This window comes from Streptomyces sp. NBC_01314 (assembly GCF_041435215.1).
GTDB lineage: Bacteria > Actinomycetota > Actinomycetes > Streptomycetales > Streptomycetaceae > Streptomyces.
Map to the genome: position 1 here is coordinate 10,574,401 of NZ_CP108394.1, position 20,414 is coordinate 10,594,814.

Below are 20,414 nucleotides of genomic sequence, written 5' to 3' on the forward strand. Positions count from 1 at the left end.
CAACAGTTGCATCCCCCCACCAGACAGAGGACACATTGATGCCAGAGCGCAATCCCATCCTGATCACCGGTGCCGCCGGCGAAATAGGTGGTGTGAGCCGGACGATGGTCGACATGCTGCTTGAACAGGGGCACCCGGTACGGGCGTTCGTACGCCAGGACGACGAACGCGCCCACGCGCTCCGCCAGGCAGGGGCCGAGGTCTTCGTCGGTGACCTGCTCACCATCGCCGACGTGACCGCCGCGCTGAAGGGCGTCCGGCGCATCTACTTCAGCATGAGCCTGTCGCCGTACTACACCGACGCCGTCAGCCTGATGGCCGCGGCGGCGCGGGCCCAGGGCGACATCGAGGTCTTCGTCAACATCTCCGAGTACGAGCAGTCGTTCATGACGTTCGACAAGATGACCGCGCCGGAGGAGGAACGGCGCGCGTGGCTCGGCGGACTCATCGCCGACTGGTCGCCGCAGCAGCGTGCCCACTGGGTCGCCGAGCAGGTGCTGGACTGGTCCGGCCTCCCGACCGTCAACATCCGGGGGGCCATGTTCGTCGAGAACCCCCTGATGACCTGGCTGGCGCTGGAGCCGCTGAGCAAGGGTGAACTGCGCCTGCCCTTCGGCGACCACCGACTCGCGCCCATCGCGGGCTACGACGTGGCGGAGTTGTGCGTGAAGATCCTGGCCGACCCGGAGCCGCACATCTCGAAGTCCTACGACCTCAACGGCCCGGAACTGAAGGACATGCACGGGTTCGCCGAGGACTACGCGGCCGTGCTGGGACGCCCGGTCACCTACGTTCCCGAAGACATCGAAACCTGGAACGAGACCTACGTGGACACCGCCCTGGCCGCGTTCCCGCACACCGCGGAGCACCTGAAGACCCTGACCCGGCTGATGGGCGGCGGCGGATACCGCGGCGCCACCGACCAGCTGGAAACCCTGCTCGGACGCCCGCCGAAGACCGTGCGCTGGGCGTTGGAGAACCATCCGCGCATCCGGAAGCTGGCGTCTGCCTGAACCACTGCGCGGTCCGGGCCATCTCCAGCTCGTCTTCGTCCGAAAAGCCTGTCAGCGGGCTGGTCCTGCGAGCTGGCGCACGAGGAGCATGGGTGTGGAGACGGAGGAGAGCAACCGGCCGGGGTTCCGGACTGTCGGGGGATCTTCGGGCCGGAGGTGTAGGAGTCGCCGAGAGCGACGTAGGGCTCCGGCTGCGGTCGCTCGCCCCCGGAGCTCCCGTGGTCGCCGTCCGGCCGTCCGATGAGGACGGTGGTGAGCAGAACACCGCAGCTCACGGTCCCGGCCAGACCTGCGCGTGCATACGGTCCCATGGGTTTCTCCTGTCGTCGTCACGGATGACCAACTGCTGGGCGGACACCGCGGCGCAGGGGACTGCGGGCGATGGGCGGCGGTGCCCCGAGCGGGACCGGCAGGACCGCCGGGCCCAGGGATGGGCCCGGTCGGCCCGCCGCCACGAGGCGAGCCGGGAGATGACCGATGCGATCACCCGCTGCTCGGGATCGCTCGTCCGGGCCGGGAGGAACTGACGCTCGTCCGGGCGCGATCCGGGAGCGGCGGTGCTCGGCGCGGTCACGGGATGGGCCCTTCGCGATGTCGAGCCGTCCGTCGGCCCGGGGGGATCGGGCCGACGGACGGGGCAGGGGGAGGAGCCGGCCGGCGCAGGGAAACGGCCGGTGAGAGTCGGCCGCCACGTCAGGAGCCGTACGGCAGCCGTGCTGCTGCTCGTTCGCATCAGCTCCTGCGGATCGGGTTCTTCAGCCGCTTCCTGCGTGCCGGTGCCTCCGACTCCGTCGTGCCGGCGGGGGCGGTGGCGTCGCCGCCCCCGAGCGAGGCGCTGCTTGAGCCCGGGCAGTCCGCGTGCCTTCACGGGGGCCGGCTGGGCAGGCGCCGGAGCGTCCGGGGCGCCAGAAGCCTGGACGCCGGTGAAGGCGCGGGGGCGCCGTGGTCGTCCGAGCCCGCGTGGACCCCCGCGGCGACACCGGCGAACACGGGTTCAGGTGCGGAGTCCGTCTGCTCGGCTTCGAGCGCGTGGCGCAGTTTCTCGCCCTCGACGTCCACGTCGGGCAGGATGCGGTCCAGCCACTTCGGCAGAGCCCAGGAGCGGTGGCCGAGCAGGGCCATCACCGCGGGGACGATGGTCATGCGGACGACGAAGGCGTCGATGAACACGGCGGTGGCGAGCCCCAGGCCGATGGACTTGATCAGCGCTTCGTCGTCGAGGAGGAATCCGGAGAAGACGGAGAGCATGATGACTGCGGCGGCGGTGACCACTCGGCCGCTGTGCCGGAATCCCTCCACGACGGCCTGTGTGGGTTCGGCGCTGTGGACGTACTCCTCCCGCATCCGGGAGACGAGGAAGACCTCGTAGTCCATGGCGAGTCCGAACACCACGCCGATCAGCACGACGGGCAGCAGGACGCGCTCGTGGGGATCCAGAACGGCGACGATACGTTCGGACGACGCCACGGACGCCATCGCGTCCGTGGCGTCGTCCTCGTACTTCCACAACTCGGAAAGCTCACCGAGCAGGTGTTGCAGCACCGCGTCGCCCAGGGCGGTGCCCACCGTTCACGGCGTGTGACCGGGCCGGCGGAGAACAGGCCGTAGGACCTCGATGACGCTGGGGTCGTCCACCGTGGACGGGATGGGTTCGTCGCGGCCGTCGGCGATGCCCCGCATGGTCTTGCGCAGGATCTTGCCCGAGCGGGTCTTGGGCAGGGCGGCCACGACCGTGACGTCCTTGAGGGAGGCGACGGCGCCGATGCGTTCGCGTACCAGCTGGACGAGTTCGGCCTCAACCTCTCCGGGTTCGCGGTCGACGCCGGCCTTCAGGACGACGAAGCCGCGCGGGATCTGTCCCTTGAGTTCGTCGGCGACGCCGATGACGGCGCATTCGGCGACATCGGGGTGGGCGGCCAGGGCCTCTTCCATGGTGCCGGTGGACAGCCGGTGTCCGGCGACGTTGATGACGTCATCGGTGCGTCCCATGACGAAGACGTAGCCGTCGTCGTCGATATGGCCGCTGTCCCCGGTGAGGTAGTAGCCGTCGTAGGCGGAGAGGTAGGAGGCGACGTAGCGGTCGTCGTCGTTCCAGAGAGTGGGGAGTGTGCCGGGCGGCAGAGGGAGCTTCACGACGATCGCACCGTCGACGCCCGCGGGCACCGGCTCGCCCGAAGCGTCGAGGACGCGGACGTCCCAGCCCGGCAGCGGACGGGTCGGGGAGCCGGGCTTGAGGGGAGCGGCTTCGATGCCCACCGGGTTGGCGACGATGGGCCAACCGGTCTCGGTCTGCCACCAGTGGTCGATCACCGGGACACTCAGCAGGTCGCTCGCCCAGTGATACGTCTCGGGGTCGAGGCGCTCACCGGCCAGGAAGAGATAGCGCAGGTGGGAGAGGTCGTAGCCGGCGGTGAGCGCCCCTGCCGGGTCCTCCTTCCTGATCGCGCGGAAGGCTGTGGGCGCCGTGAACATGGTCTTGACCCGGTATTCGGCGGCGACGCGCCAGAACTGGCCCGCGTCCGGGGTGCCGACCGGCTTGCCCTCGTACAGGACTGTCGTGGCTCCGGCCAGCAAGGGAGCGTAGACGATGTACGAGTGCCCGACGACCCAGCCGACGTCGGAGCCGGTGAACATCGTCTCGCCCGGGCCCACGTCGTAGACGGCGCCCATCGACCAGTGGAGGGCGACCGCGTAGCCACCGCAGTCACGCACGACTCCCTTGGGCTTTCCGGTCGTTCCGGACGTGTAGAGGATGTAGAGCGGATCGGTGGCGGGGACGGGAACGCAGTCGGCCGGCGGCGCGGCGGCGACCAGGTCGGCCCAGTCGAGATCGTCGGGCCCCAACTCCGCACGTTCCTGCGGACGTTGCAGGATCACGCTCTTCTCCGGCTTGTGGGCCGCGAGTTCGATCGCCTGGTCGAGCAGAGGCTTGTACGCGATGACGCGCTTGCCCTCGATGCCGCAAGACGCCGATACGACCACCTTGGGGGCCGCGTCATCGATACGGAGGGCGAGTTCGCGGGGGGCGAAGCCGCCGAAGACGACCGAGTGCACCGCGCCGATACGTGCGCAGGCCAGCATCGCGATCGCAGCCTCGGGGACCATCGGCATGTAGATGACGACACGGTCACCGTGCCCCACGCCGAGCTGCGCGAGCGCTCCCGCGAAGGCCGCCACCTCGTCCCTCAACTGCGTGTAGGTGTAGCTGCGCCGGGTGTCGGTCACGGGTGAGTCATAGACGAGCGCGGGTTGCTCACCGCGGCCGGCTTCGACGTGCCGGTCGAGCGCGTTGAAACAGACGTTGAGCCGTCCGTCGGGAAACCAGCGGTGGAACGGTGCGCCCGAGGAGTCCAGGGCGCGTCGCGGAGCGACATCCCAGTCGATGCCCTCTGCCGCCTTCAGCCAGAAGCTGTCCGGGTTCTCGGTACTGGCGCGGAAGACATCCTCGTACGTTCCCATCGCGCACTCCTTTGTGGCATCGAGGGACGGTGGTGGGGCTGCGTGCGGAACGGTGTCGTGACACAGGTACCGTATGCCGGGCGGCATGGTCGGGCAGAATGCCGGATTCCGGCGGACCGGTCACCGGCATCGCGGTGGTGCGGCGCCGAGGCGGCCAAGCTGTCAGGCCTGGCCGTCAGGTGCAGCTTCTGCTCAATCGTCAGGTGCTGTTTCTGCTCACGTGCCGAGGTGCTTGCGGAGCCACTGACCCATCTGCTGGATCGCCTGGTCAACCTCGGGTACGCGCCCCGCGCCCAGGACGAACGAGTGCTGTCCTTCGGGCATCGGGTGGACTTCGGAGGTGACCTTGAAGTCCGCGAGGCGGCGGCCGAGCTGGGCGCCGTCGTCGGCGAGGGTCTCGTACTCGCCGTAGTGGACGGTCGTGGGCGGCAGACCGGTCAGGTCGGCGTTCACGAGGCTGATCTGCGGGTCGGTGAAGTCCACTGCGGGGTCCTGCAGCCAGGCTCCCCGGAAGAGCTCCAGTGTGCCCCGGCTGAGCATCTTGTCGTTGTCCTCGTTCGCGTCGACCGACGCGTTCTGGATGGTGAGGTCGGTCCACGGCGAGACGCTGACGATCGCACCCGGGGTCGCCTCGCCCTTGGCGAGCAGACGCAGCGGCAGCATCACGGCGAGCGTGCCGCCGATCGAGTGGCCCGTGCTGCCGATGTTCCGCGGCTCGTAGCCCTGGGAGAGCAGCCACCGGTAGGCCGTCTCGGCGTCGTCGAGCTGGGCGGGGTAGGGATGTTCGGGCGCCAGACGGAAGTCCACCACGAGGGAGCGGGCTCCGGCCGCTTTCGCGATGTGGCCCGCGGCCTTGCGGTCCGAGTGCATCGAGGCGGTGACCGATCCGCCGAAGTGGAAGTGAAGCAGCGCCTTGTCGGGGTCGGCGCCCTCCGGGATGGCCCACAGGGCGGGGACGCCGCCGGCGTCCACCTCGGCGTAGGTGACGCCTTCCGGCTCGGTCGACGCCTTGTGGTTCGAGTCGACGATGTCGCGGATGACGGCCAGGTCGAGGCCGGGTGTGGCCGCCCTCGCGTTCGTGCTCGCGAGGAACTCCGCGAACTCGTGTGCCTCTGGGCTTACTCCCATGATCGTGCTCCTTCTCAGGCGGGTGCCGTGACGGGTTCCCTCGCGGCAGTCGATCGATGTGATGGGTCATGACGCTACTAGCTGAGTATAGGAAAGTAAACTCAGATGGGCTGGAATCACTGGTCGTCCTGGAGTCCGCCTCGCCGCAGAGTCTGGAGATCACTCACCCGCTGCTGGCCCGGGGCGGGCGGCACACGTTGCGCGGGTGCCTCGGCACCGAACTCGCTCTCACGCGCACGACCATCCGCACGCCGGACTTCCTGGAGGGCATCCGTGCGGCCCTGCTCGGCAAGGACCGCACTGCCCACTGGCAACGTGCGTCGGTCGGCGGGCGGACGCTGCCGTCCTGAGCATGTCCGCCGTGAGCAGGACGCTTCAACGAGACGGGAGCGCGGGCCTGCCGACCGGGTTGTCGCGGAAGGTTCAGCGGAAGCGGAAGGTGCTATGGGGAAGGCGCTATGCGGAAGGCGGAGCTATGGGGCAGGTATGCGTCTGTCATGAGCATCGAGAGCTGCGAGCCGTCGGCTTGTCTCGCCCGACCCGGGAAAATCCTCGTCTCGCTGCCGGGCCGGGCCGGGCCGGGCTGGGCTCGTGCGGGTGGGCCGGGCTCGTGCGGGGCTGGGCTCGTGCGGGGGTGGCGGTCCGTCTGCCGTGATCACACTCCCGACACGCAACGCGTGCGGGGGCCTGACCACGGCTCGGGTCGGCGCAGGGCCGCGTGGCGCTGTGTCGGGAGCCGTATGGCGGGCGGAATGGCACCGAGACGGCCTGCGGCGGCGGCTCGCCGTGACTGTGGTCGCCATGGGACGGCCGACGGTTTCTTCGCCCGCCCGGTGACCGTGCCGGGCGGAGGGTCTGTGGCCGGAATGGTCTCAGTCGTTGTCGGGCACCATCGAGACCACGACCTTGCCGGCCTTGGTGCGCCCCTGCTCGACGTGTGCCATCGCCTCCAGCGTCTGGTCGAACGGGAAGGTGCTGTCGATGACCGGGCGGAGCTTCCCGCTGTCGTAGAGCGCGCCGAGCTTGCGCAGCTGGGAGCCGTTGGCCTGCATGAAGAAGAACTCGTAGCGCACTCCCAGCGCCTTCGCCTGCTTACGGATCTTACGGCTGAGCGTGTTCATGACGAGACCGAGGAAGGAGGGCGCGCCGAGCTGCTTGGCGAAACCGGAGTCCGGCGGGCCGACGACACTGATGGCCAGGCCGCCGGGCTTCAGCACCGTGAGCGACTTCTCGAGGTTCGCTCCGCCCAGGGAGTCCAGCACCAGGTCGTAGCCGGACAGCACCTTCGAGAAGTCTTCCTTGGTGTAGTCGACGACGACGTCGGCGCCGAGGCTCCTGACCAGCTTCTCGGTGTCGGTGTCCGTGGTCGTCGCCACTGTGGCGCCGAGGTGCTTGGCGAGCTGGATGACTGTCGAGCCGAGGCCGCCGGCGCCGGCGTGGATGAGCACCTTCTGCCCCGGCTTCACGTCGGCACGGTCGACGAGAATCTGCCAGGCGGCCAGGGCCACCAGCGGCACCGCCGCTGCCTCCTGGGGGGTGAGGGAGGCAGGCTTGGGCGCGACATCGTCCGTGTCGATCGCGATGAACTCGGCGAAGCCTCCGATCCGCAGGTCGCGCGGGCGGGCGTAGACCTCGTCGCCGACTTCGAAGCTGCGTACGGCGGAGCCGACCCGCGTCACGACGCCGGCCACGTCGTGGCCGAGCGCGAACGGAAGCTTGTACTTCAGGATCTGCTTGAACTCCCCGTTGCGGACCATTTTGTCCAGCGGGTTGATGCTGGCGGCGCTCACTCTGACCAGGACGTCGCGGTCTCCGACGGTGGGCTCGGGGACTTCTGCGGCCCGCGCGCCGTCCTTGCCGTACTTCTCGACGATGAATGCCTTCATGTCGGCCGCCCTTCTATGTGGGTATTCCGGATATTGATGTGATCGATGTGATTCTTCGCGCAGGTCCCCCTGCGCGCCCGTTTCTCGCGTGCGGCCGGGTTGATGTGCCGGTCACGACGCTACTGTCTGAGTATGGAAAAGTAAACTCAGGTGGGGTTAGGATCACCCCTATGGATGCGAGGACCGAAGCTCTTCAGGAAGCCGGCATGGACCCCCGTCTCGACCGGGACATGTCGAACTGCTCGATTGCCCGGACCCTTGAGGTCGTGGGGGAGAAGTGGACGATCCTGATTTTGCGGGAGGTCTGGTACGGCTTGTCCCGCTTCAGCGACTTCGAACGCGTCCTCGGCTGTCCTCGCAACCTCCTCGCGGCGCGGCTTCGGATGCTGGTGGAGGAAGGGATCCTGGCCACCGAGACCTACAAGGAACCGGGCTCGCGGAGCCGGCCGAAGTACGTGATCACGCCCAAGGGTATGGATCTGGTCCCGGCCGTGATGGGGCTTCTGCAGTGGGGCGACCGTTACCGCGCCGATCCGGAGGGCCCGGCCGTACTGGCGCGACACCGCGGATGCGGCGCCCACGTCGACGCCCAGATCCGCTGCGAACGAGGCCACGCCGTGCAGGCGGAGGACATCGAGAGCGTCCCCGGCCCTGCGTTTCGAATGAGGCCCGCCGAGTGAGCTGAGCGCGGTCGCGCCGGGAACTGGTGGCGGGCTCAGGCTGCCGGGGTGTGCCCACTCGGTCTGGCGCGGAACTGGTGGGAGGCGGAGGCGGACCTTCGTGCGGTTGCCGCTGCGGGGCATGGTGCGACCGGCGGCGGGTGTGGGCGGGGGAGCGGTCCAGGAAGCGCAGGGTGCACATGTCCGCGCCACGGACGAGCATGCGCCACGGACGAGCGTGCGCCACGGACGAGCGTGCGCCACGGACGGGCGTGTGCCGCGCACGAGCACGCGCCGGATCTTCGGCGGACAGGAGCAGATCGACGGTGCCCTGCGTGAATCGACGACGCCCTGGGTGGTCAGTGCCGGCGCGACCGCGGCATCGGTGGTGATGCTGCTCGCGGTGCCGCCATGCTCCAGCCGTCCGTCCGTGATGGCTGTGTGCAGGGTGGGCCGGGGTCTCCGCTGCTGCAGCCTGGTTGGGCACGGTGACATCGTTGGATGCGAACGGTCGGCCGTCGGCGGCCGCCAGGACGGTTCGGACTACTGTCTCGCGCGTCGTCGACCCGATGCCAGGACGCCTGGCAGCGGCGGGGCTCCGCAGGATCGGTTACGGGAAGCGCGTCCTCGCCGACGCATGGGAGCCAACCTCCTCGTCGGGCCCAACAACCCCTGAACAACGTGGTGTTGGACCGCAGTCGCACAGTCCGTGTGCGTGATTTCGGGTCAAGGCCCCCCACCCGCCGCACCATCTCACCGAGGTGTTACGGAATCATCGGCCGCCCGCCGATGGCCAGGCCACATGTCGTCATACGCCGCGTCGAAGAACTGCGCCTGCGCCCGGCGCAGCGTGGACCTGTCGGATATCCCGTCCCTGGCTGCTTCCGCGAGGCGGGCCGCATAACGGTGGGCAGCGCCTCGCAAGGGCTCGCTTCTGGCCGCCAAGTCGATCTCCGCATGAGCCAGCCACAGATCATCGACGAGATGGTCGAGCTCGGCATCGGCCACGGTGCCGCCACTGCCCGAGCGGGTGAGCGCCGCCTTCTCCACCTGCGACGCAAGGCCCAGGAACTTCAGGACCGCGTTTTTGAGCTCCGCCCGATGCGCGGCTGCCTCCTGTACTTCGAGCTGCCGAGTGCTTGCTCGTGACACGAGGTACTGGCCAAACAGCGACCCGCCCGCGCCGAGCGCAACACCTGCCAGCGACAACAACGCCGGCCCCAAGGTTCCCCAAGATCCCATAACTGGAGTCTCTCAACACCGGGTTCGTCACTGTGCGAGGAGCCCATCCACCCGCGGACCGCTCCTGCCACGGCGATTGCGCAGGGCGTCGGCGTAGTCGTCGGGCGTCCGTTTCGTGATCACTTGAGATGAAGAGAGGGCGAGCGGGCGGTTCCTGCTCACGTCCGTTGCGCCTCGGAGCCCTTGCGTCTCCCCCGCACCGTCGGGTGGAGCGAGCCGACTGCGCTAGGAGATGATCCCGTGCGTGGCTGAAGATGCAGGTACAGATGCGGACGACGCTTGTGCATGGGCTGAGCGTCTGGGTTGGGCGTTTGGACTTATAGCGGATGATCCGGCTGCGAGAGGTGCAGCGCTCGTCCATCTGGCGGAGGCCCAGATGAAGGTCACGGACGCGCTCGCCCGGTCCAACGAGATGTGGCTGCTGACGCGGCCCCTGGGAGCGGACGAGCAGTACCGGGAGCCGGCCTTTCTGCAGGCGCGCCGGAGGCATCAGCAAGCCCAGAGGCGTTCGCTGCCTGATGGGGTGTGGGGTGGTCCTGTGGGCGGGGATCTGGCGACGTGGCCGGGGCTGCCCTATGTGTTGCTCTTCCTGGAGTGGGAGGCGAGGTACCCGCTGGAGTGGACGCAGCATGCGAAGGCGTGGGGTACGAAGCGGAGCCTGATCCGGAAGGTGGCCCGTGCTCGCCAGGAGGAGGCGATCAAGGCGAAGCTCACCGACCTGGTCGAGATCGTCGTCCACCGGGCGTATCGCTGCAAGGACCGCGAATACGTGCGGGTTGCCCGGGCTGTCGACAGCGCTGACCTACGGGGCAGGCTCGGTAGGGCAGCCGATTCGGACAGTCCGTGGGCCCGGTGCCATGCAGGGTATGTGCTCTGGCTCCTTGACCGCCCTGACCTGCCGAACACCCGTCATGTCTGGCAGACCTGGGTGGCAGGCGAGGCTGCGGCGTTGATGTGACCTGAGGACGATGCCGGGAAGGTCCCGTGATCATGGAGTGCTCTACGCCCTCGTGACCTGACTGGAAGACCGTGCCTGCCGACGCATCATCCGCGATCCCGCTCGCCCCTGACCAGCTCCGAGAGCATCTCGACGTCGGCCCCGGCGAGGTGCCCGGCCTGTTGATACCTCCGACGCGCCTTGAGAAAGGCCGGCTCCCGGTACTGCGCGTCCCCGGCCTGCTGGAGCGGCTGACCCAGGTGCCGGACCCGCGCGATCCGCGCGGAGTGCGGCACGCCCTGTCCGTCGTCCTCGCCCTGTCCGTCGTCCTCGCGCTGACCGCGTGCGCGGTGCTGGCCGGGGCGACCTCGCTGCTGGCAGTCGGCGAGTGGAGCGCCGTCGACGGGCTGCGCGTCGATGATCCCGGCCGTCGGCTCCGCGCCACGGCCCCGTGCGACCTGGTCGGCGCGGCGCAGCCGTTGGTACAGCTCACGAATGTAGCCCTGGGCCCGCCACCGGCGGAGGAAGTCGTACACCGCCCGCCACCAGGCAAAATCCCGCGGTATGGCCTTCCACTTCCGACCGTTGTCGACGGCTTGGTGGTCAGCTCCGGAAGTCCTTCGGGGGTTGCGGGATTCACGACTTGCTGCGCATCCCCGACGCGGGATGCGCAAATCCGTTGCCCTGGCTCCTCCTTGGTGACCTGCGGTCGTCCAGGCCAGTGGCTTACTGGCTCACCAGGCGGGGCGGATCGGCCCCGGTGGCGTAAGCCGGGTCAGGTCGGCGACGAGTTCACTGAAGCGCGCCTCGCCCAGCGCCTCTCGCCATGGTGCGACGGCTGCCCGGGCCGCCTGGTCGGCCACGCCACCGGCCGCCAACAGACCGCGGACCCACTGCGCGACGAACACGCGTCCAGTGCGGGGGGAGTGGCCATGGGGCAGGTCGGAGGCCGTATCACACGATGGCGATACGGCCTCTCGGGCGGTATGGGGATCGCTGGGGGCGCCGGCTAGTCCTGGGTGAGCAGATAGGCCCGGTCCGGGTCGAAGGTGACGTCGACGTTGGTGCCTTCGGTCAGGGCCTCCCGGGGGTCGACGCCCGGCTCGGTGACCGTGATGGTGCCGCCGGTCGTCTCCACCTCGTAGTCGATGGTGGGGCCGTGGAAGGTGGAGCGCAGCACCGCGCCGATGCCGGTGCCGCCGTCGGTGACGGCGGACAGCCTGGCCGTCTCCGGCCGCACCATCAGGTAGGCGCCGGTGCACCCGGTGGTCACCTTGGGGTGCGCGGCGACGGTGAGCTGTCGCCCGAGGACGGTCACGGTCACCCTGCCGTCGACGACCCGCTCGGGCACCGTCTCCAGGAAGTTCGCCCGGCCGATGAAGTCGGCGACGAACACGCTGGCCGGCCGGGCGTAGATCTCGCCCGGGGTGGCGGCCTGCTCCACCCGGCCCTTGTTCATCACCACGATCCGGTCGGACATGCTCATCGCCTCGTCCTGGTCGTGGGTGACATAGAGGCTGGTGATGCCGAACATCTTCTGGATGCGCCGGATCTCCGCCCGCATCGCGTCGCGCAGCTTCGCGTCCAAATTGGACAGCGGCTCGTCGAACAGCAGGACCTTCGGCTGGACGACCAGGGCGCGGGCGAGCGCGACCCGCTGTTGCTGGCCGCCGGACAGCTCGTGCGGGCTGCGGTCCTCCAGGCCGACCAGGTTCATGCTGGTGACGGCCATCCGCATGCTGGTGGCGATGTCGTCGCGGGTACGCCGCTGAAGGCGCATCCCGTAGGCGATGTTCTCCGCCACGGTCATGTGCGGGAACAGGGCGTAGCTCTGGAACACCATCGCCATGGGCCTGCGCTGCGGGGGCATGGCGTCGATGGCCCGGTCGTCGAGGAGGATGCTGCCGCTGGAGGCGTCCTCGAAGCCGGCGACCATGCGCAGGGTGGTGGTCTTGCCGCAGCCGGACGGGCCGAGCAGAGTGATGAACTCCCCGGGATCGACGTCGAGCGACACGCTGTCCACGGCGGTCACGGTGGCGGAGCGGCCGGTGAACCGCTTGGTCAGGGCGGCGAGCCGCAGATGTCCGCTGTCGGCCTCGCGCGACGGCGCGGCGGTGAGTTCGGGCGCGGCGGCGGTCATGACTTCTGCCTTTCGGAGGTGGCGGTGCGCTGCAGTGCGGCGCCCGTGCCGACGAGGACGCGGATGAGGGCGAAACCCGCCAGCACCAGCACGGTCAGCACCGTGCAGTAGGCGAAGGCGACGCCGTACCGGCCCGTACTGGCGGCGCTGAGGACCTGCGAGGTGACGATCTTCGTCTGGGGCGTGACCAGCAGGACGATCGTCGAGACGGAGGTCATGCTGCGGGCGAAGCTGTAGCTCAGCCCCGTGAGCAGCGCCGGGCGGATGAGCGGGAGGGTCACCCGGCGGAACGTCTGCAGCGGGCTCGCCCCCAGGTCGGTCGACGCCTGTTCGATGTAGGGGTGCAGCTGCGTGAGGGAGCCGACCGCGGTGCGCTGGCCCGCCGGGACGCTGCGGACGACGTACGCCAGCACGATGGCGACCGCGCCACCGGCGACGGCACTCCCCCCGACCAGGCTGGGCACCGCGTGGACCGGACCGATCCACCGGTCGGGCCGGTAGGCGAGCACGAAGCCGATACCCAGGACGGTGCCGGGGACAGCGACGCCCAGGGTGCCGCCGAGGTCGAGCAGCCAGGCCGTGCGGTCCAGGTGCCGTACCACCAGCCAGGCGATCACCAGGCCGACGATGCCGGCGACCGGCGTGGCGATGGCGGCGAACCTGAGCGTGTCCAGCACCGCCTCGACCCCCACCCCGGCGACGACCTCCTTGAGATAGTCGAGGGTGAACGTGTTGTCGACGCCGAACACCCGGGTCACCGAGCCGATGATCACGGTGCCGTAGAGGCTGAGGATCACCGCGGCGGCCAGCAGGGCCAGTCCGTAGAACGGCCACCGGGTCCAGCCGGTGATCAGATGGACGCTGCCGGAGGGGCGGCCGGTGATGGTCGTGCGGACCTTCCGGCTCATCCAGTGGCGCTGCCCGAAGTACATCGCCAGCGACGGCACCAGCAGGATCACGCAGTAGACCGCGGCGCCGGTGATGTCGTACTCGCCGGTGACCGCCAGATAGGCGCGGCTGGCGAGGACCGTGTAGTCGCCGCCGAGGACCAGCGGGTTGGCCAGGTCGGCGATCGCCTCCACGAACAAAAGCAGGAACGGCGCGACCAGGCCGGGTGCCACCAGCGGCAGGATCAGCGTTCGCAGGATCCGCCGCCGAGAGGCGCCCATGTTCATGGCGGCCTCCTCCAGCGCCGGGTCAAGGCCCCGCAGCATGCCGAGCAGACCCAGGTACGCCACGGGGAAGAGGGAGAGCGCCAGTACGAACACGAGCCCGTCGAGGCCGTAGATGTCGTACTCCACGCCGAAGACACCGTTGCTGATGACACCGCGACGGCCGTACAGCACGACCGTGGCGGTGGCGATCGCGAAGGGCGGGCTGACGATCGGCATCAGGGCGATGACGTGCAGGACCCGCTTGCCCGGCACATCGAGCCTGGCCTGGACGAACGCGAACAGGAAGCCGAGCGCCGTACCGCAGAGACCGACGAGGGCGCCGAGGACGAGGGTGTTGCGCAGGACGGCGAGGTCGACCCATGAGGTGAAGAACTCCGCGTAGCGTGGCAGCGCGTCGGGAGCGAAGGCGGTGGCGAGCACCGCGACCAGCGGCACGACCGCGCCGATCACCACCAGCAGGGCGACGGCCACGATCAGGACCCGGACCCCCAGATCGGCCCGGCGGCGCCGGCGCGGAGCCGCCACCTCGACCGAGGTGGACGGCTCGCGGTCGGAGAGAGTCACGGTCATGACTTCGGCGCCTGCGCGACGTCTTCGTCGAACCGCTTGGTCAGCTCCGACTTGGCGGCCCCGGCCGCGGCCGCGTCGTAGTCCACGACCTTGATGCTCGCCAGGTCCACGACCTTGTCCGACACCCTGGCCTCGGGGTTGGTCGGGAACTGGTACGCCTTGACGCCGGGTCCGATCTCCTGGGCCTCGGGGGTCAGCGCCCAGTCGACGAACTTCTTGGCGCTCGTTGGGTTCTTCGCGCCCTTGACCAGCGCGACACCTCCCGTCTCGTAGCCTGTGCCCTCCGACGGGAAGGTCACCTGCAGGTCGGGGAAGCCGGCCTCCTGGGTGGCTATGCAGTCGTGGGAGAAGATCACGCCGACGGCGACCTCGCCGCGCGCCGTCATCTGCGCGGGTGCCGCGCCGGACTTGGTGTACTGCAGCACGTTCGGGTGGAGCTCGCGCATGTAGTCCAGCGCCTTGTCCTGGTCCCCGCCGGCCAGCTGCACCTGCGTCCACAAGGCCGTGTACGCGGTGCCCGACGTGGACGGGTGCGCGATGCCGATGTCGTTCTTCAGCTTCGGGTCGAGCAGGTCGGCCCACGAGTCCGGGGCGTCGAGCCCCTTCTCCTTCAGGAGTTCGCCATTGCTGCAGAAGCCCAGCGCGCCGACGTAGACGCCGGTCCACAGCCCCGAGGCGTCCTTGTATTTTGTGGGGATGACCTTCGCGTTCGCCGACACATACGGCGTGAGCAGGCCCTGCTCGCCCGCGGCGGCGTACCCGTCGGCGGGCCCGCCGTACCAGACGTCGAACTCGGCGTTGCCCTTGCCGGCCTGGATGCGGGCCAGGGCCTCGCCGCTGGAGAGCCGGACGAAGTCGGCCTTCAACCCGGTCGTCTCGGCGAACTGCTCCGTGGTGGCGGCGCACCACTCCTCCGTGGCACCGCAGGCGACGTGCACCACGCCGCCGTCCTGCCCGGCGCCGACCTCGGCGGCGTCACGCGCGCAGCCGCTCACGCTCGCGACCACCACGGCCGCCAGCGCCATCGTCACTGTCGCGCCCCGGCGCGATCGTCTTCCCTGTGTCACGACTGTCACGACGTTGACCTCCGCGTATCCGAGCCCGAAGCGGCTCGCCCGAGCGATGTTGCGGCCACATTAGGAGCGTGTGAACGAGGCCCCGGTGACGGCGCGGTGAGCCCCGGTGACAGCGCCGTCACCCAGCACATGACGCGAGCCGTCTTCCGGCTCCTCACCCGGCGGGCGGCTCGTCCGGCTCGTCGGAGGGAGCGTTCTCCGGTCCCTCCACCGGCAGGTCCGGCATCAGGTAGCCGACCCCGCGCAGGGTGCGGATGTACGCGGAGCCGTCCGGCACCCCGGCCAGCCGCGACCGCAGCCGGTACACCGTGGACTTGACCACGTCCCGTCCGCCCAGCAGATCCGCCGTACCCCACACCTCGCGCAGCAGCTCCTGCCAGGACTGCGGCACACCCCGCCGCGATGCCAGATGGGTCAGCAGTTTGAGCTCCGTGAACGGCAGGTCCAGCCGATGCGGACCCAGGGTCGCCGACTGCGCCACCGGATCGATCACCAGCCGTCCCACGCGGAGCGCCGTGCCGCTGCCCCGGCGGTGGCGCCGGACCAGGGCCTGGGCGCGCAGGGCCACCTCGCGTGGGTGGAACGGCTTGGTCACATAGTCGTCGGCGCCGTGCTCCAGGCCGGCGATGACGTCGTCGTGCTGGGACAGCGCGGTGAGCAGCATGACCGGGACGTCCGAGCGGGCCCGGATCCGGCCGCACAGAGTGAGCCCGTCCATCGCCGGCATCATCACGTCCAGCACGACCAGGTCGACGGCGCGGGTCCGCAGCAGATTCAGCGCGGTCGCCCCGTCGTGCGCCGTGAGCACCGTGAACCCCTGCGTCTGCAGGGCGAACTCGATGATGATCGTCATCTGTGGCTCGTCGTCGACCACCAGCGCGGTCGGCCCCGCCGCCGTCAGCTCCTCCGCCGTCATGACGCGTCGGGCAGGGTCAGCAGGAACGTCGTCCCGCGGGACGACGCGGTGTGCACCATGATCTCGCCTCCGTGCAGCTCCACGACTGTCTTCGTGATCACGAGACCGAGGCCGGTCCCGTCGGCCAGGGGCCGCCCGGTCGCGAAGCGGTGGAACAGTCGATGCCGTTCGGCTCGCGTCATGCCGGCGCCGTCGTCGGTGATGTACACCGCGACGCCGGTGTCGATGAGCGCGACCCGGACGTCGATGCTGCCGCCCGTGGTGGTGAACCGGCTCGCGTTGGACAGCAGGTTCGTCAGCGCCTGGGTCAGCAGCATCGGGTCCGCCGGGATCCGTGGCATCACCTGCGGCACGTCCAGGCTGACCCGCTGCTCGCGCTGGGCGCACAGCGGCCGCATCGCGGTGACGACATCCCGCGCCACCACCGAGACGTCGACCTTCTCCATACGCGGTGTGAACAGGCCGGCCTCGATCTTCGCCTGGATCAGCAGACTCTCGCACAGGCTGATGACCTGCGTGGACTGATGGTCGGCGACCAGCAACAACCGCTCCTGCGCCGCCGTCAGCGGGCCCGGCGACCCTTCCCGCAGCAGATCCACAGCGCCCTTGATCATGCTGAGCGGCGTTCGCAGCTCATGACTGAGCGCGGTCACCTGCTCCGCCCGGCGCTCCACGAGCTGCTCCAGGTGTTCCAGTTCGGCGACCCGGGCCGCAGCTGCCCTGCGCATCCGCAGGAACGTCGCCAGGCCGACGGAGACCGCACCACCGAGCGCAGCCACCGACAACCACCAGACGGTGACCATGCCCCGTCCTCCTCAAGGCCCGCCTCGCGCGCGGGGCGAGGCGGTCCCGTGCATTCTGCATGGCGACAACCGCTACGACAATCAGTTCGCTACCCGACATATCAGGGAGAGCGCCAGCTCACGGAGTCGGTGACGGGAGAGGATCGCTGGGATCGAGCCGACCCTGACGGCATGGCGGAAAGCCCGGCTCGACCGCCGCCCCACCGGACAGCCGGCGAAAGTCAAACTCCGTGACGTGTTCAACGCGATCTTCTACCTGAACCGCACCGGAATCCCGTGGAAATACGTCCCGCACGACTTCCCGAGCCACGGCACCGTCTATGCCTACTACGCCGCGTGGCGTGACGAGGGAATCTTCACCCAACTCAATTACGACTTCATCGTCTTGGCCCGCGTGAAACAAGGCCGCAAGCCCGAACCGACGGCCTCCGTCATCGATATGTGACCGTCACCGCCGCTACAGGATCGGCAGGTAGGTCCGCACACGTGCGTACCTGAGCTCTTCGTACGCCGTCTGTACCGAGCTTTGCACCAGTCCGGCGTCCAGCTGAGGGTGCGCCTTCATCGGCCGCTCGGCGACGTGTCGGATGGTGAGGGCATCCTCCGATTCCGCCATCATGCGCTTCACCCTTCCTCCGGATCGCCTTTCCCCAGTTTCGCGGAGCGGCCATCAGCCGGGAAGTCGATCTTTCACCGCTCTGGGCGGCCGTCGGCAGTGCCCGTACGCGAGCCGAGGCCGGTGAATTCGGAGACAGGATGGACCTATGGACGGGTTCACGGCGTGGCTGCTGCGACACGTGACGGATCGGGACGCCCTCGGTGAGCTCGCCAGGAAAGCCGCCGCTGATCCGAGGTGGCCCAAAGGGCCGGACCGGCTGCGAACCTTCACCGATCACCTGGAGGGGGCGGCGCCAGCCAAACGGCGCTGCAGAGCCTCACGGACGCCTGGATCCGCTACTCCTCCCGCCGAGAGCCTTCACGCCTCCGCCCGCTGCAGCCCATCGAGCCCTGGGGGAAGGCCCGGCCCGATGGCTTCGCGGGCGGTTGCTGCCCCTTCAGGCGCCGAAGCGACGGCGGGAGGCATCGATGTGCCCAAGGTAGCGGTGGGTCCAGTCACACAGTCCGTCGATCGTCACCCGCAGGGCCCGGCCCGGCTCGGTCAGGGTGTACTCGACCCGCGGCGGCACGACGGGATGCACCGTCCGCTCGACCAGGCCGTATCGCTCCAGCATGCGCAGGTTCTGGGTGAGCATCTTGTGACTGATGCCCTCGATCTCGTCGCGCAGCTCGCCGAAGCGCAGCGTGTCCTCCCCCAGAGCCTCGATGATCAGGAGCGCCCATTTGTTGGCGACGTCCGAGAAGATCTCCCGCGCCAGAGAGTCCGCGCGCCTGAGGTCCGCCTCGTCGGGCGAGCCTGCGAACTGCTTGGTCACCATCAGGTTCTCCAGTCACCGAAAAGTGCGTTCTTCCACGCCAGCACACACTCTCCTATGGTTCCTAAGTAACCACAAGAGAGCGCCCGCGTCGTGGCCTGACGGAAGCGAGCTCACGGGCGCGGGCGCTCATAGCAATGGAGGCAGCATGTCCATCACCCTGGTGAACCCCGACGGATTGCCGGTAAGCGACGCCTACCGGCAGGTGTCGGTCGCGACAGGATCGAAGCTGGTCTTCATCGCCGGGCAGGTCTCCTGGGCCACCGATGGAGTGACGGTCGGCGAAGGCGACCTGGCCGCCCAGGTCGAGCAGTGCTACCGCAACGTCGCCGCCGCTCTGGCCGGGGTCGGTGGCTCCTTCGGCGATGTGGCGAAGGTGACCGTGTACGTCGTCGACTGGACCCCCGACAAGATGCCCTCGCTGATGGAGGGGCTCGGCCGGGCGGCCGCGAAGCTGGGGATCACCAGCGCACCGCCGGCCACGCTGATCGGCGTCGCGGCACTGGACGTACCCGAGCACCTGGTCGAGCTCGAAGCGACCGCCGTCCTCGACTGAGGTCAACAATCCTCCGCCCACCAGCGATGCCAGGCTGCGGGGCCTTCAGGATGCCGACCCGGCCGCGGACTCTTTGTCGGAGCCGGTCAAGTCGCCGTCCTTGCCGTAGAACAGGTCGTGGTTGGCGGAGTTCCAGTTCTCCACGACCGGGAGCCCGTCGTCGATCTCGCGGCGCAGGTCGGCGTCGGCGAGGTAGTCGCAGATGAACGCCGTACGAACCGCACGGCCCAACTCCTCGATCGCCCAGTACGTCGGGTGCTTCGGGCCGGCCCGCGTGAAGCGCCGTAGGACCTGCTCGGCCTCGGCAGTGCCCAAGCGCAGTGGCCGGCGTCATCCCGTTCCTCGCCACCGCCCCCGCCAGCCTCGCATTCCTCATGTTGCCGGCCAACAGCGTCGTGTTCTTCACCGCCGTCGCTGTCGGGGCAGCGGTCAACGCCGCGATCATCGGCTGGTGCACGCGATCATCGGCTGGTGCACCCGCGTACTGCGCCGCGGCGGTCGCCGGGACTGATAGAACTCCGACAGGTCTGTCCGGATCTCGAGGCCGGCTGGGCAGGGCTGTTGGCAGGTGGTGCAGACGCCGGTCCCGCACCTCAGGGAGTTCTGAAGGGTGTCGAGGGCTACGGCGACGCGCACCGTGAGATCGGTGGCAGGTTCGTGACCACGCGGCGTGATGCTCTGCCGCAGGCCGAGCGGGGGATCCGGGTGCTGCTGACACGGGTCGGCCCGGACGGAGCGATGCTCACGACGCTGTCCGGCCTGGCGGCGGTGGGAGACCTGGCGTTGCGCGTGGCCGAGACCTGCCCGCTGCGGGAGGCCGCGCAGGCTTACGCGCGCATGACCAGGGGTGGGCTCCAGAGACGTGTCGTCCTCACCATGGACTGAGCGCGACGCCCTCTCGTGCGGTACCGGTTGCATCGGCCGTAGCGAGGCCGTGACTGCAGGCGGGCGAGGTTCCGCGCGCAGCGACCCCGTCGAGGCGACGGTGGGTACCGATTCAGGCGGTGCCGGCGGTAGCGCCGCCGCGTACGGGGTGGCTGTGGTGCGGGTGGCTGGGGTCTGTCGCCACCGCGATGATCTCGTCGAGGCGGGCGCGTACTGCTGTCAGGTCGCCGATCTGGCGGTCGATGCGGGCCCGTTCGGTGATGAGACTGTCGCTGAACCCGACGGGCGATTCGCCCTCGTTCATGCACCGGGGCAGGACCTCGCGGACGAGCCTGCTCGACAGGCCGGCGGCGTACAACTGCTGGATCATCCTGACCCGGGCGACCGCGCCCTCCGGGTACTGCCGCTGCCCGCCGCCGGTGCGCGTGGCGCCGAGGAGCCGCTGCTCTTCGTAGTAACGCAGCGCCCGAACACTGACCCCCGCCTGTTCGGCGACCTCTCCGATCCGCATGACCGCTCCTTGTTTGTTGCGCGCC

General features: G+C 69.3%; 23 protein-coding genes and 2 pseudogenes. 9 read left to right on the forward strand and 16 right to left on the reverse strand.

Translation table 11 applies throughout. The features are described from left to right. Positions 1–38 precede the first annotated feature (38 nt). Entirely contained in the window at positions 39–1,013 is a 975-nt protein-coding gene (locus OG622_RS46585; protein ID WP_371583188.1) for an NmrA family NAD(P)-binding protein, read from the forward strand. 271 nt (positions 1,014–1,284) lie between these two features. Here OG622_RS46585 and OG622_RS46590 read toward each other — a convergent pair whose 3' ends face one another. The 4 genes from OG622_RS46590 to OG622_RS46605 all read right to left on the reverse strand — a co-directional run bounded on the left by OG622_RS46590 (position 1,285) and on the right by OG622_RS46605 (position 5,600). Beyond that, positions 1,285–1,587, reverse strand: a complete 303-nt coding sequence (locus OG622_RS46590) for a hypothetical protein (protein WP_371583189.1) — start codon at positions 1,585–1,587, stop codon at positions 1,285–1,287. 290 nt (positions 1,588–1,877) lie between these two features. Beyond that, the gene (locus tag OG622_RS46595) at positions 1,878–2,579 is read right to left on the reverse strand and encodes an MMPL family transporter (protein WP_371583190.1); all 702 of its coding nucleotides are present in this window, start codon (positions 2,577–2,579) and stop codon (positions 1,878–1,880) included. A gap of 3 nt (positions 2,580–2,582) precedes the next feature. Continuing rightward, complete coding sequence (locus OG622_RS46600) at positions 2,583–4,472, reverse strand: propionyl-CoA synthetase (RefSeq protein WP_371583191.1); 1,890 nt, start codon at positions 4,470–4,472, stop codon at positions 2,583–2,585. A 216-nt stretch (positions 4,473–4,688) separates the two neighbouring features. Beyond that, positions 4,689–5,600, reverse strand: coding sequence for an alpha/beta hydrolase (locus OG622_RS46605; RefSeq protein ID WP_371583193.1), 912 nt, complete (start codon positions 5,598–5,600; stop codon positions 4,689–4,691). A 68-nt stretch (positions 5,601–5,668) separates the two neighbouring features. On the opposite strand from OG622_RS46605, the gene OG622_RS46610 reads away from it, so the two are divergent. Further along, positions 5,669–5,950, forward strand: coding sequence for an enoyl-CoA hydratase/isomerase family protein (locus OG622_RS46610; RefSeq protein WP_371583194.1), 282 nt, complete (start codon positions 5,669–5,671; stop codon positions 5,948–5,950). A gap of 522 nt (positions 5,951–6,472) precedes the next feature. On the opposite strand, the gene OG622_RS46615 is transcribed toward OG622_RS46610, so the two are convergent. Continuing rightward, complete coding sequence (locus OG622_RS46615) at positions 6,473–7,486, reverse strand: NADP-dependent oxidoreductase (RefSeq protein WP_371583196.1); 1,014 nt, start codon at positions 7,484–7,486, stop codon at positions 6,473–6,475. Positions 7,487–7,692: 206 nt separating this feature from the next. Here OG622_RS46615 and OG622_RS46620 point away from each other — a divergent pair, with 206 nt between their 5' ends. Continuing rightward, positions 7,693–8,166: a winged helix-turn-helix transcriptional regulator gene (locus OG622_RS46620; protein WP_371583197.1), complete on the forward strand. Its 474-nt coding sequence runs from the start codon at positions 7,693–7,695 to the stop codon at positions 8,164–8,166. 732 nt (positions 8,167–8,898) lie between these two features. Here OG622_RS46620 and OG622_RS46625 read toward each other — a convergent pair. Then, entirely contained in the window at positions 8,899–9,387 is a 489-nt protein-coding gene (locus OG622_RS46625) for a hypothetical protein (protein WP_371583198.1), read from the reverse strand. 376 nt (positions 9,388–9,763) lie between these two features. On the opposite strand from OG622_RS46625, the gene OG622_RS46630 reads away from it, so the two are divergent. Together OG622_RS46630 and OG622_RS46635 are read left to right on the forward strand one after the other, a co-directional pair. Continuing rightward, positions 9,764–10,345: a hypothetical protein gene (locus OG622_RS46630; RefSeq protein ID WP_371583199.1), complete on the forward strand. Its 582-nt coding sequence runs from the start codon at positions 9,764–9,766 to the stop codon at positions 10,343–10,345. A gap of 266 nt (positions 10,346–10,611) precedes the next feature. Further along, positions 10,612–10,659: pseudogene (locus OG622_RS46635) on the forward strand (hypothetical protein); the annotation flags it as partial. A 399-nt stretch (positions 10,660–11,058) separates the two neighbouring features. Here OG622_RS46635 and OG622_RS46640 read toward each other — a convergent pair. The 6 genes from OG622_RS46640 to OG622_RS46665 form a co-directional block, all read right to left on the reverse strand. Continuing rightward, complete coding sequence (locus OG622_RS46640) at positions 11,059–11,232, reverse strand: hypothetical protein (RefSeq protein ID WP_371584481.1); 174 nt, start codon at positions 11,230–11,232, stop codon at positions 11,059–11,061. 101 nt (positions 11,233–11,333) lie between these two features. Then, complete coding sequence (locus tag OG622_RS46645; RefSeq protein WP_371583200.1) at positions 11,334–12,464, reverse strand: ABC transporter ATP-binding protein; 1,131 nt, start codon at positions 12,462–12,464, stop codon at positions 11,334–11,336. Further along, positions 12,461–14,209 carry an ABC transporter permease gene (locus OG622_RS46650; RefSeq protein WP_371583201.1) on the reverse strand — a complete coding sequence of 583 codons (1,749 nt, stop codon included), beginning with the start codon at positions 14,207–14,209 and terminating at the stop codon, positions 12,461–12,463. Before OG622_RS46650 ends, OG622_RS46645 begins: the two co-directional genes overlap by 4 nt. Next, positions 14,206–15,285 carry an ABC transporter substrate-binding protein gene (locus tag OG622_RS46655; RefSeq protein WP_371583202.1) on the reverse strand — a complete coding sequence of 360 codons (1,080 nt, stop codon included), beginning with the start codon at positions 15,283–15,285 and terminating at the stop codon, positions 14,206–14,208. The genes OG622_RS46650 and OG622_RS46655 overlap by 4 nt, the downstream gene beginning before the upstream one ends. Before the next feature lie 154 nt (positions 15,286–15,439). Then, a complete protein-coding gene (locus tag OG622_RS46660) occupies positions 15,440–16,201 on the reverse strand; it encodes a response regulator transcription factor (protein WP_327726265.1) in 762 nt (253 codons plus the stop codon). Beyond that, positions 16,198–17,004, reverse strand: a complete 807-nt coding sequence (locus tag OG622_RS46665; RefSeq protein WP_371583204.1) for a sensor histidine kinase — start codon at positions 17,002–17,004, stop codon at positions 16,198–16,200. The genes OG622_RS46660 and OG622_RS46665 overlap by 4 nt, the downstream gene beginning before the upstream one ends. Positions 17,005–17,146: 142 nt before the next feature. Between OG622_RS46665 and OG622_RS46670 the strand changes: the two are divergent. Next, positions 17,147–17,443, forward strand: a pseudogene (locus tag OG622_RS46670) (transposase); the annotation flags it as partial. A gap of 18 nt (positions 17,444–17,461) precedes the next feature. Here OG622_RS46670 and OG622_RS46675 read toward each other — a convergent pair. Next, positions 17,462–17,623, reverse strand: a complete 162-nt coding sequence (locus OG622_RS46675) for a three-helix bundle dimerization domain-containing protein (protein ID WP_371583206.1) — start codon at positions 17,621–17,623, stop codon at positions 17,462–17,464. 436 nt (positions 17,624–18,059) lie between these two features. Next, positions 18,060–18,440: a winged helix-turn-helix transcriptional regulator gene (locus OG622_RS46680; protein ID WP_371583207.1), complete on the reverse strand. Its 381-nt coding sequence runs from the start codon at positions 18,438–18,440 to the stop codon at positions 18,060–18,062. Between the two features lie 145 nt (positions 18,441–18,585). Here OG622_RS46680 and OG622_RS46685 point away from each other — a divergent pair, with 145 nt between their 5' ends. Continuing rightward, complete coding sequence (locus tag OG622_RS46685; protein ID WP_371583208.1) at positions 18,586–18,993, forward strand: RidA family protein; 408 nt, start codon at positions 18,586–18,588, stop codon at positions 18,991–18,993. Positions 18,994–19,038: 45 nt separating this feature from the next. On the opposite strand, the gene OG622_RS46690 is transcribed toward OG622_RS46685, so the two are convergent. After that, entirely contained in the window at positions 19,039–19,308 is a 270-nt protein-coding gene (locus OG622_RS46690; protein ID WP_371583209.1) for a Tn3 family transposase, read from the reverse strand. Between the two features lie 59 nt (positions 19,309–19,367). On the opposite strand from OG622_RS46690, the gene OG622_RS46695 reads away from it, so the two are divergent. Both OG622_RS46695 and OG622_RS46700 read left to right on the forward strand, forming a co-directional pair. Beyond that, entirely contained in the window at positions 19,368–19,634 is a 267-nt protein-coding gene (locus OG622_RS46695; RefSeq protein ID WP_371584434.1) for a hypothetical protein, read from the forward strand. After that, positions 19,555–19,878 carry a hypothetical protein gene (locus OG622_RS46700; RefSeq protein ID WP_371584482.1) on the forward strand — a complete coding sequence of 108 codons (324 nt, stop codon included), beginning with the start codon at positions 19,555–19,557 and terminating at the stop codon, positions 19,876–19,878. Before OG622_RS46695 ends, OG622_RS46700 begins: the two co-directional genes overlap by 80 nt. A gap of 112 nt (positions 19,879–19,990) precedes the next feature. Here OG622_RS46700 and OG622_RS46705 read toward each other — a convergent pair whose 3' ends face one another. Further along, positions 19,991–20,389, reverse strand: a complete 399-nt coding sequence (locus OG622_RS46705; protein WP_371583210.1) for a MerR family transcriptional regulator — start codon at positions 20,387–20,389, stop codon at positions 19,991–19,993. Positions 20,390–20,414: the final 25 nt, after the last annotated feature.

Bases quoted from the DNA above. Each gene is read 5' to 3' on its own strand.
- OG622_RS46620 (WP_371583197.1), top strand. From the start codon at position 7,693: ATGGACCCCCGTCTCGACCGGGACATGTCGAACTGCTCGATTGCCCGG.
- OG622_RS46695 (WP_371584434.1), top strand. From the start codon at position 19,368: ATGTTGCCGGCCAACAGCGTCGTGTTCTTCACCGCCGTCGCTGTCGGG.
- OG622_RS46645 (WP_371583200.1), bottom strand. From the start codon at position 12,464: ATGACCGCCGCCGCGCCCGAACTCACCGCCGCGCCGTCGCGCGAGGCC.
- OG622_RS46625 (WP_371583198.1), bottom strand. From the start codon at position 9,387: ATGGGATCTTGGGGAACCTTGGGGCCGGCGTTGTTGTCGCTGGCAGGT.
- OG622_RS46615 (WP_371583196.1), bottom strand. From the start codon at position 7,486: ATGAAGGCATTCATCGTCGAGAAGTACGGCAAGGACGGCGCGCGGGCC.
- OG622_RS46630 (WP_371583199.1), top strand. From the start codon at position 9,764: ATGAAGGTCACGGACGCGCTCGCCCGGTCCAACGAGATGTGGCTGCTG.
- OG622_RS46585 (WP_371583188.1), top strand. From the start codon at position 39: ATGCCAGAGCGCAATCCCATCCTGATCACCGGTGCCGCCGGCGAAATA.
- OG622_RS46660 (WP_327726265.1), bottom strand. From the start codon at position 16,201: ATGACGGCGGAGGAGCTGACGGCGGCGGGGCCGACCGCGCTGGTGGTC.
- OG622_RS46675 (WP_371583206.1), bottom strand. From the start codon at position 17,623: ATGATGGCGGAATCGGAGGATGCCCTCACCATCCGACACGTCGCCGAG.
- OG622_RS46605 (WP_371583193.1), bottom strand. From the start codon at position 5,600: ATGGGAGTAAGCCCAGAGGCACACGAGTTCGCGGAGTTCCTCGCGAGC.
- OG622_RS46685 (WP_371583208.1), top strand. From the start codon at position 18,586: ATGTCCATCACCCTGGTGAACCCCGACGGATTGCCGGTAAGCGACGCC.
- OG622_RS46650 (WP_371583201.1), bottom strand. From the start codon at position 14,209: ATGACCGTGACTCTCTCCGACCGCGAGCCGTCCACCTCGGTCGAGGTG.
- OG622_RS46680 (WP_371583207.1), bottom strand. From the start codon at position 18,440: ATGGTGACCAAGCAGTTCGCAGGCTCGCCCGACGAGGCGGACCTCAGG.
- OG622_RS46665 (WP_371583204.1), bottom strand. From the start codon at position 17,004: ATGGTCACCGTCTGGTGGTTGTCGGTGGCTGCGCTCGGTGGTGCGGTC.
- OG622_RS46705 (WP_371583210.1), bottom strand. From the start codon at position 20,389: ATGCGGATCGGAGAGGTCGCCGAACAGGCGGGGGTCAGTGTTCGGGCG.
- OG622_RS46600 (WP_371583191.1), bottom strand. From the start codon at position 4,472: ATGGGAACGTACGAGGATGTCTTCCGCGCCAGTACCGAGAACCCGGAC.
- OG622_RS46610 (WP_371583194.1), top strand. From the start codon at position 5,669: ATGACGCTACTAGCTGAGTATAGGAAAGTAAACTCAGATGGGCTGGAA.